The organism is Frateuria sp. GZRR33 (assembly GCF_051900425.1).
Lineage (GTDB): Bacteria > Pseudomonadota > Gammaproteobacteria > Xanthomonadales > Rhodanobacteraceae > Frateuria_A.
This window is the reverse complement of record NZ_JBHZGK010000004.1, coordinates 318,393-332,086: the sequence shown is the minus strand read 5'-3', so window position 1 is coordinate 332,086 and position 13,694 is coordinate 318,393. Positions and strand designations below refer to the sequence as shown.

General features: G+C 67.4%; 12 protein-coding genes. 9 read left to right on the top strand and 3 right to left on the bottom strand.

All coding sequences use genetic code 11. The annotated features are described in order from the left end of the window. Positions 1 to 47 precede the first annotated feature (47 nt). Together ACFWZU_RS07420 and ACFWZU_RS07415 are read right to left on the bottom strand one after the other, a co-directional pair. Positions 48 to 2,417 carry a 3-hydroxyacyl-CoA dehydrogenase/enoyl-CoA hydratase family protein gene (locus ACFWZU_RS07420; RefSeq protein WP_439700763.1) on the bottom strand — a complete coding sequence of 790 codons (2,370 nt, stop codon included), beginning with the start codon at positions 2,415 to 2,417 and terminating at the stop codon, positions 48 to 50. 81 nt (positions 2,418 to 2,498) lie between these two features. Then, positions 2,499 to 3,113 (bottom strand): TetR/AcrR family transcriptional regulator, encoded by a 615-nt coding sequence (locus ACFWZU_RS07415; protein WP_439700762.1) that lies wholly within the window; start codon positions 3,111 to 3,113, stop codon positions 2,499 to 2,501. A 228-nt stretch (positions 3,114 to 3,341) separates the two neighbouring features. On the opposite strand from ACFWZU_RS07415, the gene ndk reads away from it, so the two are divergent. The 7 genes from ndk to der all read left to right on the top strand — a co-directional run bounded on the left by ndk (position 3,342) and on the right by der (position 10,214). Next, on the top strand, positions 3,342 to 3,767 hold the full coding sequence (ndk, locus tag ACFWZU_RS07410) for a nucleoside-diphosphate kinase (RefSeq protein WP_209618137.1): 426 nt from the start codon (positions 3,342 to 3,344) through the stop codon (positions 3,765 to 3,767). 8 nt (positions 3,768 to 3,775) lie between these two features. Further along, entirely contained in the window at positions 3,776 to 4,942 is a 1,167-nt protein-coding gene (rlmN, locus tag ACFWZU_RS07405) for a 23S rRNA (adenine(2503)-C(2))-methyltransferase RlmN (protein ID WP_439700761.1), read from the top strand. Continuing rightward, positions 4,932 to 5,720, top strand: coding sequence for a type IV pilus biogenesis/stability protein PilW (pilW, locus tag ACFWZU_RS07400; protein WP_439700760.1), 789 nt, complete (start codon positions 4,932 to 4,934; stop codon positions 5,718 to 5,720). The genes rlmN and pilW overlap by 11 nt, the downstream gene beginning before the upstream one ends. After that, positions 5,717 to 6,697 (top strand): helix-turn-helix domain-containing protein, encoded by a 981-nt coding sequence (locus tag ACFWZU_RS07395; RefSeq protein ID WP_439700759.1) that lies wholly within the window; start codon positions 5,717 to 5,719, stop codon positions 6,695 to 6,697. The genes pilW and ACFWZU_RS07395 overlap by 4 nt, the downstream gene beginning before the upstream one ends. Before the next feature lie 228 nt (positions 6,698 to 6,925). Beyond that, entirely contained in the window at positions 6,926 to 7,576 is a 651-nt protein-coding gene (locus tag ACFWZU_RS07390; protein WP_439700758.1) for a YfgM family protein, read from the top strand. Then, entirely contained in the window at positions 7,573 to 8,787 is a 1,215-nt protein-coding gene (gene bamB, locus ACFWZU_RS07385) for an outer membrane protein assembly factor BamB (RefSeq protein WP_439700757.1), read from the top strand. The genes ACFWZU_RS07390 and bamB overlap by 4 nt, the downstream gene beginning before the upstream one ends. Before the next feature lie 26 nt (positions 8,788 to 8,813). Further along, positions 8,814 to 10,214, top strand: coding sequence for a ribosome biogenesis GTPase Der (gene der, locus ACFWZU_RS07380; protein ID WP_439700756.1), 1,401 nt, complete (start codon positions 8,814 to 8,816; stop codon positions 10,212 to 10,214). Between the two features lie 110 nt (positions 10,215 to 10,324). Here der and ACFWZU_RS07375 read toward each other — a convergent pair whose 3' ends face one another. Beyond that, positions 10,325 to 10,879, bottom strand: a complete 555-nt coding sequence (locus tag ACFWZU_RS07375; protein ID WP_439700788.1) for a GNAT family N-acetyltransferase — start codon at positions 10,877 to 10,879, stop codon at positions 10,325 to 10,327. Between the two features lie 161 nt (positions 10,880 to 11,040). On the opposite strand from ACFWZU_RS07375, the gene folD reads away from it, so the two are divergent. Both folD and guaB read left to right on the top strand, forming a co-directional pair. Continuing rightward, positions 11,041 to 11,889: a bifunctional methylenetetrahydrofolate dehydrogenase/methenyltetrahydrofolate cyclohydrolase FolD gene (folD, locus tag ACFWZU_RS07370; RefSeq protein WP_439700755.1), complete on the top strand. Its 849-nt coding sequence runs from the start codon at positions 11,041 to 11,043 to the stop codon at positions 11,887 to 11,889. A gap of 229 nt (positions 11,890 to 12,118) precedes the next feature. Continuing rightward, entirely contained in the window at positions 12,119 to 13,576 is a 1,458-nt protein-coding gene (gene guaB / locus ACFWZU_RS07365; RefSeq protein ID WP_439700754.1) for an IMP dehydrogenase, read from the top strand. Positions 13,577 to 13,694 lie beyond the last annotated feature (118 nt).

The window sequence follows — 13,694 nt, the reverse complement described above, 5'->3', positions numbered from 1 at the left end:
GAAGCGCCGACGCGTTGTGGTTTGCGTTCGTGGGCCTGTCGCGCGAATCAGTTGCGCAGCGGCTTGCCGGTAGTCATGGTGTGGGCGATGCGCGCCTGGGTCTTCTCGGTCTTGGCCAGTTCCACGAAGTGCTTGCGCTCGAGCTTGAGCAGCCAGGCCTCATCGACCAGCGAACCGCGCTCGATGCCGCCGCCGCACAGCGTGTCCGCGATGCGGCTGGCGATCGCCACGTCGTGCTCGGAGGCGAAGTAGCCGGCCTGCAGGTTGACCAGCGACGCCTTGAAGGTCGCCGTGCCGGTGTCGCCGGCGACCGGGATCGCGCGGGCGGGCAGGGGCGGACGCCAGCCGCTCTCGGCAAGCGCCGAGGCGACCTTCCTGGCCACGTAGAGCAACTCGTAGGCGTTGAACACCACGACGTCGGACTCGCGCAGCAGGCCCAGTTGCTTCGCTTCGAACGCACTGGCGGAAACCTTGGCCATGGCCACCGTCTCGAACACCTTCTTGAGCGATTCGAACGGATCGGCCGGGTTGGCGTTCGCCGCACGCACGGCCAGCTCCTTCAGGCCGCCGCCGGCAGGCAGCAGGCCGACGCCGGCCTCGACGAGGCCGATGTAACTTTCCAGCGCGGCCACGGTGCGCGCCGAGTGCATCTGGAACTCGCAGCCGCCGCCAAGGCACAGCCCGCGCACGGCGGCGACGACAGGAACCAGCGAGTGCTTGATGCGCATGCTCGTGCGCTGGAAGTTCTCCACCATCGACTCGAAGGCGTCGAACTTGCCGTCCTTCAGCAGGCCGAGCGCACCCTTCAGGTCCGCGCCGGCGGAGAACGGCTCGCCGGTCTGCCAGATCACCACCGCCTTGAGCTTCTCCTCCGCCACCCCGATGGCGTGCTGGATGCCGTCGAGCACGTGGTCGTTGACCGTGTTCATCTTGGTCTTGAACGAGAGGATGCCGACGCCGTCGTCGCCCAGCGTCCACAGGCGTACGCCCTCGTTCTCCCACACGGTGGTGCCCTGGTCGAACTTCTCGCCGAGGATCGCGTCAGGGAAGAGCTGGCGCGCGTAGACGGCGTGGGTGGAGCGCGGCTTGTCGGTGTTCGACGCGGCCGAGTAGGAGCCCGCCTTGCCGTGCACGCCGTTGCGGCCGTCGGTGACCCAGGCGGGCAGCGGCGCATCGCTCATCGCCTTGCCGGCCTTGATGTCCTCGGCGATCCAGTTCGCCACCTGCTGCCAGCCGGCGGCCTGCCAGGTCTCGAACGGACCGAGCTTCCAGCCATAGCCCCAGCGGATGGCGAAGTCGACGTCTCGCGCGGTGTCGGCGATGTCGGCCAGGTGGTAGGCGGTGTAGTGGAAGAGGTCGCGGAAGATCGCCCACAGGAACTGCGCCTGCGGGTCGCTCGATGCGCGCAGCTTGGCGAATTTCTCGGCCGGGTCCTTGATCGCCAGGATGGCGGCCACCTCATCGGAGGCCTTCTGCCCGGACGGTACGTAGTCGCGCTTGGCCGCGTCCAGCACCAGGATGTCCTTGCCGACCTTCTTGTAGAAGCCGGCGCCGGTCTTCTGGCCGAGCGCACCGGCGTCGATCAGGCCCTGCAGCACGGCCGGCGTCTTGAAATACTTGTGCCAGGGATCGTCCGTCAGGGTGTCGCCCATGGTCTTGATCACGTGCGCCATCGTGTCCAGGCCAACCACGTCGGCGGTGCGGTAGGTGGCGCTCTTCGGACGGCCGATGGCCGGGCCGGTCAGCGCATCGACCGTGTCGAAGCCGAGCTTGAACTGTTCGGTGTGGTGCATGGTGGCGAGCATCGAAAACACGCCGATCCGGTTGCCGATGAAGTTTGGCGTGTCCTTGGCGATGACCACGCCCTTTCCGACCGTCGTGGCGAGGAAAGCTTCGAGACCCTCGATCACGCTGGCGTCGGTGAGACGGGTAGGAATCAGCTCGACCAGGTGCATGTAGCGCGGCGGGTTGAAGAAGTGCACGCCGCAGAAGCGGTGGCGCATTTCCTCCGGCAGCGCCTCGGCCAGCGTGTTGATCGAGAGGCCGGAAGTGTTGGAGGCGATGACCGCGGTCCTGGACAGGTGTGAGGCGATCTTCCTGTAAAGATCGAGCTTCCAGTCCATCCGCTCGGCAATCGCCTCGATCACCAGGTCCACTTCCTTCAGATGGTCGAGGTCTTCGTCGTAGTTGGCCGGAATGATCGCCGCGGCTAGGTTCTTGTCCGCCAGCGGCGCAGGCGAGAGCTTCTTGAGGTTCTCGATGGCCTTGAGCGCGATGCCGCTCTTGGGCCCTTCCTTGGCGGGCAGGTCGAACAGCACGGTTTCGACACCGGCGTTGGTCAGGTGCGCGGCGATCTGCGCGCCCATGACGCCGGCGCCCAGCACGGCGGCCTTGCGGATGCGTAGTGTTGCGGGCATTGGCTTCTCCAGGGGATGCGGACAGCGAAACAGAAAGTGGCTAGGCAGCCAGCCGTGGCTGGCCGGTGAGTTCGGATGCGGTCAGGGGTGGCTCAGGCCGGCGCTGGCGAAGCGGATCAGGTGCGCGATCGTCTGCTCGCGGTGGGTGGCCTCGCTGACGCCGCCCTTGCGCTGGATCATGCCGAAGCCGGACATCGCGTGGGTCAGCGCGCCGGTGACCAGGTCGATGCGCCAGTACAGCTCCTCGCGGCTGAGCCTGGGCAGCAGACGGGCGAACTCGGCGGTGAACTGGCGCATGACGTGGCCGTAGTTCTCCGACATGAACTGGCGCAGATGGTCGTCGTGCTCGGCGAAGGCACGCGCCAGTACGCGCATGAACAGCGAACCGCTGCCGTCGCCCGAAAGTGCCAGGGCAGGGCGGATGAAGGCGTCGAGCACGTCCTCGAGCGTGGCATCCGGCTCGCCGGCGACCTTCGACAGGGCGGCCAGTCGGTGCGCGTTCAGCGTATCGAGGCGGCGGCGGAACACTTCCTCGACCAGCTTGTCCTTGGATCCGAAGTGGTAGTTCACTGCCGCCAGGTTGACCCCGGCGGCGGCCGTCAATTGGCGCAACGACGCGCCATCGAAGCCGCGCTGGGCGAACAGCACCTCGGCGGCGGCGAGGATGCGTTCCTTGGTCGAGGCGGAACTGTTCACGCTTGGGCTCGCTCGCAGGAAGGGAATCAAACGATCGTTTGAGCATACGCGCGGGGCTTCGGGCCCGTCAAACGGCCGTTTGGTTCACGCCGTGTCCGCTTGCGATCAGCCTAGAATCTGTCAAACTTTCGTGAGCTAAATCCGCATTTCGTGTCGGATTTGGTCCTACATTGATCGGCAAGTCGGCCGATAGCCCACTCAGATACCAGTATTCCCGGAGCAGACCCCATGGCGCTGGAGCGCACCCTTTCCATCATCAAGCCCGATGCCGTCGCCAAGAACGTGGTCGGCCAGATCTACTCCCGTTTCGAGCAGGCCGGCCTGAAGGTCATCGCTGCGAAGATGAAGCAGCTGTCGCGCAAGGAGGCCGAGGGCTTCTACGCGGTGCACAAGGAGCGCCCGTTCTTCAACGCGCTGGTGGAGTTCATGATCTCCGGCCCGGTGATGATCCAGGTGCTGCAGGGCGAGAACGCGATCGCCAAGAACCGCGAGCTGATGGGCGCCACCAACCCGAAGGACGCTGCGCCGGGCACGATCCGCGCCGACTTCGCCGACTCGATCGACGCCAACGCGGTGCACGGCTCGGACGCCGCCGAGACCGCCAAGGTCGAAATCGCCTACTTCTTTGCGGAGACGGAAGTCTCCCCGCGGTGAGATAAGTTGTGAACCAGGTTGTAGCCACTCCTTCCATCGACCCGAAAGCCGCAAGCGACAAGGTCAACCTGCTGGATTTCGATCGCCAGGGCCTGCGTGACTTCTTCGCGCAGCTGGGCGAGAAGCCGTATCGTGCCGAGCAGGTCATGAAGTGGATCTACCACCGCCTGGAAGACGACTTCGGCAAGATGACCGACGTGGGCAAGGCGCTGCGCGCCAAGCTCGAAGCCTCGTGCTACGTCGGTCCCCCGAAGACGCTGTTCGACAAGGCCGCCGCCGACGGTACGCACAAGTGGCTGCTCGGCATGGATGGCGGCAACGCCATCGAGGCGGTCTACATTCCCGAACCGACCCGCGGCACGCTGTGCGTGTCCTCGCAGGTCGGCTGTGGCCTCAACTGCCAGTTCTGCTCGACCGCGACGCAGGGCTTCAACCGCAATCTCGCCGCGTCCGAAGTGATAGGGCAGATGTGGGTGGCGGCCAAGCACCTGGGCAACGTCACGCACCAGAACCGCCGCATCACCAATGTGGTGATGATGGGCATGGGCGAGCCGCTGCTGAACTTCGACAACGTGGTCACGGCGATGAGCCTGATGCGCGACGATCTGGGCTTCGGCCTGGCGTCCAAGCGCGTGACGCTGTCCACCGCCGGCCTGGTGCCGATGATCGACAAGCTGTCCGAAACGATCGACGTGTCGCTGGCCGTCTCGCTCCACGCCGCCAACGACGAGCTGCGCACCGAGCTGGTGCCGCTCAACAAGCGCTACCCGATCGCCGAGCTGATGGGCGCCTGCCTTCGCTGGATCGAGCGTCGGCCGCGCACTTCGATCACTTTCGAATACACCCTGATGAAGGGCGTGAACGACCAGCCCGAGCACGCCAGGCAGCTGGTCAAGCTGATGCGCAAGCTGCCCACCGGCAGCGCGAAGGTGAACCTGATTCCGTTCAATCCTTTCCCCGGCACGCGTTTCGAGCGCTCGGACGCCGACACCATTCGCGCGTTCCAGACCCTGCTGCTCAACGCGAACGTCCTCACCATGCTGCGCCGCACTCGCGGCGACGACATCGATGCCGCCTGTGGCCAGCTGAAGGGCCAGGTGCTGGACCGCACGCGCCGGCAGGCCGAGTTCCGCAAACGCCTTGATCAGGGACAAGGAGCCGTGCATGCGTCTTGAACGCTGGATGGGGGCAGCGCTGGCGCTCGCGCTGGCCGGATGCGTCACCACCACCACCGAGGAAGGCAGCCTCGGCGGCCGGGTGCCGCACACCAGCAGCAGCCAGGAGGCGCAGGACGCGGCCCGCATCCATACCGAGCTCGGTCAGCAGTACATGGCCAACGGCGACCTCAAGACCGCGCTGGAGAAGCTCAACAAGGCGCTCCAGTTCGATGAGGACTATGCGCCGGCGCATACCGTGATCGCGGTGCTCGACGAGCGCATCAATCGTCCCGAGCAGGCCGAGCAGCACTACCGCCGCGCGGTCCAGCTGGAGCCCGACAAGGGCATGCCGAACAACAATCTGGGCACCTTCCTCTGCCGCATCGGCAAGGGCGGTGAGGCGCTCAAGTATTTCGACACGGCGCTGAAGGACCCCTTCTACCAGACGCCCGACGTGGCGCTGACCAACAAGGGCATCTGCCAGATCCGCATGAACGATCTGGCCGGTGCCCAGACCACCTTGCGCAAGGCGCTGGACGCCAACCCGCAGAACGGTGACGCGCTGCTACACCTGGCCAAGGCCCTGTACCTGAACAACGACGCGTTCCGCGCGCGTGCGTTCATCCAGCGCTTCGATGCGCTGGGCCAGCCTACTGCCGACGCGCTCAAGCTCGGCCACGACATCGAAAACCGCCTGGGTAACACGGATGCTGCCCAAACCTACCGCAGGCGACTGCAAAGCCAGTTCCCGGATTCGGATCAGGCCCGCGCCCTCGACGCACCCGCTAGCCCATGACCTTCCAGCAGTCCAATCCCGGCCATCGCGCGATTGATCTGTTCGCCATCGCGGCGATCACGGATGGCCCGTCGAACGATCAGTCCCCCAGTTTCGGTAGTCGCCTGCGCGCCGCCCGCGAGGCGCGTGGCCTCGACATCGACGCCTGTGCGCACGCGCTCAAGCTTCCGGCGCGCGTGCTCCGCCAGCTCGAGAGCAACCAGCGCGAAGGTATCGACTATGCGGTCTACCTGGCCAGCTACATCGCCAAGTATGCCCGCCACCTGGGCGTGGACGAGGATGCCATCCAGGCGGAACTGGCGAGCCTCAAGCGCGCCGAACCGACGCTGGTGGCCACCGGTGGGATGTCGCATTCGCGCTACCTGCTCGAACGCTATGCGACCGCGGCCACCTACGTGGTGCTGACCGCGGTGATCGTGGTGCCGATGGTATGGCTGGGCGTGCGCGGCACGCTCGACCGCGACCTCAGCCACCTGGCGCCGTTGGACGCCACGCCGGTCGTCCAGCAGGACGCGCCGGCGCAGTTCGCGACCACCAACGGCAAGGTGACCGTCGCACCGCCCGCCGGCAAGGCCGCAGCCGCGGCGCCGGCCGAGGAACAGCCGCTGATGGCTTCGATGGCACCGTTCCCCGGGCTGGACGGCGGCAGCCTGACCGCCGCCAAGCCCGAGACCGCTGCCGTGGCGCCGGCCCCCGTCGCCCCCGTGCCGGGCGGGCACAGCGTGAGCCTCACGCTGGACCAGGCCAGTTGGGTCGAAGTGGTCGCTGCCGACGGGTCCCGCCTGGAATACGGCCTGTTGCCGGCCGGCACCAGCAAGACCTGGAACAGCGCGCAGCCGCTGGACGTGCGCATCGGCAACGTCGGCGGTGCCAAGGTCAGCATCGATGGCCAGCCGCTGCCGCTGGACGCCTACCGCCGCGCGAACGTGGCGCACTTCCGCGTACAGGACGGCAAGCCTGCCCCCAGCGGCGCCTGAGCCGAATCCTTGTTGTAGAAGCGCCCTCTGTGCACGACCGCCACGCCGGTCGCGCACAGAGGGCGCTTGTACATGAGAACCCCCAGGATTTCGCCCGTGCCCGCGGCGCATCGGTTATGCTTGCCCATTGACTGCGGTGCAACTGCGGTCATGGCATTCCAACCTACTTTTTTCCCACCGCCGGGCCGGCCCATGCCGTCGCGGCGCGCGCTTTTGACGGACAACTGCATGGCATTCGACGCATACGACGATTACGAGCAAGGCGAACGCGTACAGCAATGGCTGCGCCAGAACGGCCTGTCCATCGTCATCGGCATCGTCATCGGCCTGGTCGCGATCTTCGGCTGGCAGCAGTGGCGCAACCACCAGGCCACGCGCGAGATGGAGGCATCCAGCCTTTACCAGCAGCTGCAGACCGCGCTGGCTTCCGGCAATACAGGCGAGGCCGACAAGCTGGTCGACCGCCTGGAAAAGGACTACACCAAGTCCACCTACGCCGTGTTCGCCGCCAGCGACCAGGCGCAGCGTCTGGTCGAGGCCAAACAGCTGGACAAGGCGCTGGCCTCCCTGCAGTGGGCACGCAGCCACGTCGCCGACAATGCGCTCAAGCCGCTGGTCGAATTGCGTACAGCCAAGGTGCAAATGGCCGCCGACAAGGCCAAGGACGCGCTGGCCACGCTCGACGCGGTCACCGCGAAGGGCTACGAAGCGCTGCGCCAGGAACTACGGGGCGATGCGCTGGTCAAGCTTGGTCGCGCGGACGACGCGCGCAAGGCCTACCAGGCGGCGCTGGCCGCCATGGCTGAAGACGCGCCGCAGCGCGCCGCCTTGCAACTCAAACTCGACGATCTGGCCGTGGCCGGGAAGCAGGGCGCATGAAGGTGATGGGCATGAAGCGGGCGGTAATGGTGGCGCTGGTTGGCCTGGTCGCATTGGCCGGTTGCCATAACGCCAAGAAGGAAAACGTCCAGCCGCCGACGCCGCTGTCCAAGGATTTCAAGCCGACGGTGCAGGTGACCCGCCTGTGGCGCGAGAGCATCGGCGAAGGTGCCGGTGACACCGGTGTGCGCCTGCGCCCGACGGTGGTCGACGGTGTGCTCTACGCCGACAGCGCCGACGGCAAGCTGGTCGCGCTCGACGCCAACACGGGCAAGACGATCTGGTCCAAGAGCTCGCGCACCCACGGCTGGTTCGGCTGGGGCGACAAGAAGCGCAAGGACGCCTTCTACGCCGGCGGTCCGGCCGTCAGCGGCGACCTGCTCGCCGTCGGCACGCTGGACGGACACGTCTACGGCGTCAACGCGAAGGACGGCAGCCCGCGCTGGGAAGCCACGCTCAAGTCCGAGGTGCTCGCCTCGCCAGTGATCGTGGGCGATCTGGTGGTGGTGCGCACCGGCGACGGTCGCGTCTATGGCCTGGATACCGCCAGCGGCGAGCGTCGCTGGGTCTACGACCAGAGCGAAGTGCCGCTGCTTAGCCTGCGTGGCAACGGCCCGCTGCTGGTCGCCAACGGCGTGGTGTTCTTCGGCAGCGACGGCGGCAAGCTGGTCGCGCTGCGTCTGGACAACGGCGAGAAGCTGTGGGAGCAGAACCTCGCCAGTGGCGAAGGCCGCACCGAGATCGAGCGCCTGGACGACGCCGACGGCTCCATCCTGCTCGACGGCCGCACGCTTTACGGCGCCGCTTACCACGGCAACCTGGTGGCCGTCGACGGCCCCAGCGGCCGGCCGATGTGGGCGCACCCGTTCTCGACCTACGCCTCGCTGGCGACCAAGGGCAACGCGCTCTATGCCGTGGACGAAGACTCGCAGGTGTGGGCGTTCGACAAGAGCTCCGGCGCCGAGATGTGGAAGAACGACAAGCTCAAGTACCGCTGGCTGACCGGACCGGCAGTGCAGGGCGACTACGTGGTGGTCGGCGACATCGAAGGCTACGTTCACTGGCTGCAGTCCGGCGACGGCGCACTGGCTGCGCGCGAGCGCCTGTCCAAGCACGCCATTCGCGCCCAGCCGCTGGTCGTGGGTGACATCGTGTACGTCGAGGACGTGGAAGGCCGCATCGGCGCCTACCGTCTCGGCGGCGCGCGCTGATCGCCCGCAAGGAAGATGCTCAAATCATGCTGCCCGTCGTCGCCCTGGTCGGTCGCCCCAATGTCGGTAAATCGACCCTCTTCAATGCACTGACGCGCAGCCGCGACGCCCTGGTGGCCGACATGCCGGGCGTCACCCGCGACCGCCACTATGGCGTGTGCCACCTCGGCCCGCGCCCCTTCGTGGTGGTCGATACCGGCGGCCTGTCCGGCGTCGAGGAAGGCCTGGACGCGCTCACCGCGCAACAGGTACGCCTGGCGATCGACGAGGCCCAGGTGTTGGTGTTCGTGGTCGATGCGCGCGACGGCCTGCTGCCGCAGGACCAGGGCATCCTCGGCGAGCTGCGCCGCAGCGGCAAACCGATCCTGCTCGGCGTCAACAAGACCGACGGGCTGGACATCGAACATGCGGTGGCGGAGTTCGCCCGCTTCGGCATCGCCGGGTCGCTGCCGCTCTCGGCCGCGCACAACCGCGGCACCGAGGAGCTGATCGCCGCGGTACTGCCGCTGCTCCCGCCGGACGAGGACGAGTCCGAGGCGTCCGTCGAGGACGACAGCATCCGCGTCGCCATCGTCGGTCGCCCGAATGCCGGCAAGTCCACCCTGATCAACCGCCTGCTCGGCGAGAACCGGCTGATCGTCTCCGACGTCGCCGGCACCACGCGCGATCCGATCCGCGTGCCGCTGGAGCGCGACGGCAAGCGCTACACGCTGATCGACACCGCCGGTGTGCGCCGCAGGGCGCGCGTGGAAGAGGGCGTGGAGAAGTTCAGCGTCATCAAGACGCTGCAGTCGATGGCCGCCAGCCAGGTCGTGGTGCTGATGGTCGACGCCCGCGAGAACCTCGCCGACCAGGACCTGACTCTCATCGGCCACGCAGTCGAAGAGGGCCGCGCGCTGGTCATCGCCGTCAACAAGTGGGACGGGATGGACGCCTACCAGCGTGAACAATGCCAGCGCACGCTCGAGCGCAAGCTGGTGTTCGTCGACTGGGCCAAGACCGTATTCATCTCCGCGCTGCACGGTTCGGGTCTGCGCGAGCTGATGCGCGCCGTCGTCCGCGCGCATGCCTCGGCTACGCACGAGCTGGGTTCGTCCGACCTCACGCGTACGCTGGAAAAGGCCTACGAGGCCTACCAGCCGCCGCTGGTCCGGGGCCATGCGCCCAAGCTGCGCTTTGCCCATCCTGGCGGCTCCAACCCGCCGACCATCGTGATTCACGGCAGCCGCACCAAGCACATCGCGCCGGCGTACCGCCGCTACCTCGAAAGCTTCTTCCGCAAGCGCTACCGGCTGGAAGGCACGCCGATCCGGATCGACTTCCGCGATGGCGACAACCCGTTTGCCGGTCGCAAGAACGTGCTCACCGAGGGCCAGCAGCGCAAGCGCCAGCGGATGATCCGCGAGATGAAGCGCCGGAAGAAGTAGCCCGCGTTCGCGTGGGGTCCATCTGCAGATCGCGGAACAACCAGCTGCTGTCTGGTGGAGCCCCCTTGGCGCGGCTGCATGCGCAGGTTCGAGTGACTTCCTGAAGGGGCTCAGCATCCCAGATCGGCAGGGACGATCGCGTACACCGCGGCGTCCCGCGGCTCGTCACGCATCCACAGCCGATGCCGCGCAATGCATTCGAACCGCGCGCCGGCCTGTTCGGCCGTCCGCCGGCTTGCCTGGTTGTCCGGCAACACCGCGATCTCGATGCGAACCAGCCCCAGCGCCCTGAAGCCGAAATTCGCTGCCAGCCTCACGGCACGTCCGGCGGTCCGCTGGCCCTGGCGAGACTGGCGCACCCAGTAGCCAAGCGCCGCGCTGCGATGCATGCGGTTGCGCTGGTTCAGCCCGACGCTACCGAGCAGGGCACCGCTTTCGCGCTCGAACACGCCGAACGCGAAATGCTCGTCGCCCGCCCAGCCCTCGCGGCAATGCCGTATCCACGCCCGCGCCGCGTCGAGGTCGTAGCCTGCGTGGCACCAGGGCAGCCAGCGGCCGACGCTTTCCAGAGATTCCTGGACGGCCGCGTGCAACGCCGTCGCATCCTCCGGCTGCCACGGGCGCAGGAGCAGCGGGCCTTCGGCGAGATGCGTGTCAGCGGGCACAGGCAAGGTGGGTTCCTCTGGATTCGCAGGATGGGCTTCAGGCCATCGCGCCGGGTTCCGATCAAGCGAGGTAGGCCCAGAACCAACCTACGACGCCTGGCGTGTTTGTGCAGGGCCGATGGCGACGGGATAATAGACGCCTTTGCACAGCAGGCAGCCCCATGACCGCACGCATCCTCGACGGCAAACGCATCGCGCAGGAACTGCTGGAGCGGGTGGGGCGGCGCGTGTCCGAGCGGAAGGCGCAGGGCCTTGCGGAACCGGGGCTCGCGGTCGTGCTGGTCGGCGACGACGCGGCCTCGTCGGTGTACGTGCGCAACAAGCGCAAGGCCTGCCACCAGGTGGGCTTCCGCTCGTTCGATTACGACCTCCCGGCCAGCACCACGCAGGCGGAGCTGTTCGCGCTGATCGACGAGCTCAATGCCGATCCGGCCGTGCACGGCATCCTGGTGCAGTCACCGCTGCCGCCGCATATCGACGAGGACGCGCTGGTCGACCGCATCGACGCCAGCAAGGACGTGGACGGTTTCCAGGCGGTAAACGTGGGCCGCCTGGCCCTGCGCCGCTTCGGCCTGCGGCCCTGCACGCCCAAGGGCGTGATGACTCTGCTCGGCCACACCGATCGCCCGGTCCGCGGCCAGCACGCGGTGGTGGTCGGCGTGTCCAACCACGTCGGCCGGCCGCTGGCGCTGGAGCTGCTCATCGCTGGCTGCACCACGACCTGCTGCCACCGCTTCACGCGCGACCTCGAGTCGTTCGTGCGCCAGGCCGATATCGTCATTGTCGCGGTCGGCAGACCCGGCCTGGTCAGGGGTGAATGGATCAAGCCGGGCGCGGTGGTGATCGACGTCGGCATCAACCGGCTCGATGACGGGCGGCTCGTGGGCGATGTCGAGTTCGCTCCGGCCGCAGAGCGCGCCAGCTGGATCACGCCGGTGCCCGGTGGCGTGGGGCCGATGACCGTGGCGACGCTGATCGAGAACACGCTCGAGGCGGCAGAGGCGCGATAGGTCCTCGCGGGCTTCCCCCATCCGCCTGTCGACACATTCCCCGTAAACGGGGGAAGGAGCGGGCGCGCAAGGCTGTGCACCTTCCCGCTTCATGAGCCTTCCCCGTTTGCGGGGGAAGGTGCCCGAAGGGCGGTCGGGGAAGCCTTGCTCCGGCTCCTCACGCCCCTCCATCTGGCGACCACCACGCCCCCACGCGTATAATCCCATCTTTGCAGCGAGACCCACCCGCATGCGCATCCTCGCCGAGGCTCTGACCTACGACGACGTGTACCTCGTTCCGGCCCATTCGGCCGTCCTGCCACGCGACGTCGACACCTCTACCCGGTTGACCCGCAACCTGCGCCTGAACATCCCGATCGTGTCCGCCGCCATGGACACCGTCACCGAGGCGCGGCTGGCCATCACCATGGCCCAGCAGGGCGGCATCGGCATCATCCACAAGAACATGACCGCCGCGCAGCAGGCCGCCGAAGTGCGCCTGGTGAAGAAGTTCGAGGCGGGTGTGATCCGCAGCCCGATCAGCGTCGGCCCCAACACCTCGATCCGCGAAGTGCTCCAGCTCACCCGCGCGCACAACATCTCCGGCGTGCCGGTGGTCGACGGCGAGAAGCTCGTCGGCATCGTCACCAGCCGCGACCTGCGCTTCGAGCGCAAGCTGGAAGACCCGGTGCGCAACATCATGACGCGCCAGGACAAGCTCGTGACCGTGCGCGAAGGCGCCAGCCAGGACGAAGTGCTGCAGCTGCTGCACAAGTTCCGCATCGAGAAGGTGCTGGTCGTCAACGACGACTTCCAGCTGCGCGGCCTGATCACCGTCAAGGACATCCAGAAGGCGCGCGACAACCCGCATGCCGCCAAGGACGCGCACGAGCGCCTGCTGGTCGGCGCGGCGGTGGGCGTTGGCGGCGATACCGAGCAGCGTGTCGAGGCGCTGGTCGAGGCCGGCGTGGACGTGCTGGTGGTCGACACCGCCCACGGCCATTCGCAGGGCGTGATCGAGCGCGCCGGCTGGGTCAAGAAGCGCTACCCGCAGGTGCAGGTGATCGCCGGCAACATCGTCACCGGCGAGGCGGCGCGTGCGCTTCTCGACGCCGGCGTGGATGCGGTCAAGGTCGGCGTCGGTCCCGGCTCGATCTGCACCACCCGCGTGGTCGCCGGCGTCGGCGTGCCGCAGATCACCGCGATCGACCTGGTCGCCACCGCGCTCAAGGACGAGATCCCGTTGATCGCCGATGGCGGCATCCGCTACTCGGGCGATATCCCCAAGGCGCTGGCTGCCGGCGCGTCGACGGTGATGCTGGGCTCGATGTTCGCCGGCACCGAGGAATCGCCGGGCGAGGTCGAGCTGTTCCAGGGCCGTTCCTACAAGAGCTACCGCGGCATGGGCTCGCTTGGCGCGATGGCGCTGGGTTCCAAGGACCGCTACTTCCAGGACGAGGCGGACGCCGACAAGCTGGTGCCCGAGGGCATCGAAGGCCGCGTGCCGTACCGCGGCCCGCTGCGCAACATCATCCACCAGCTGATCGGCGGCCTGCGGGCCTCGATGGGTTACCTCGGGGCCGCCACGGTCGAGGATGTGCGCCAGAAGGCGCAATTCGTGAAGGTGACTTCGGCCGGCGTGACCGAGGCGCACCCGCACGACATCCAGATCACCAAGGAAGCGCCGAACTACCGGCTGAACTCGTGACACACGGGGCCCTTCGCGGGCCCCGACTTCTTATGGCGCCATTCCCCGCGGCCGCAGCGCTGCCGCACTCACGGATGTCCGGTCCAGGGAATGACGCCGACCCGTTTCTGGACGACAG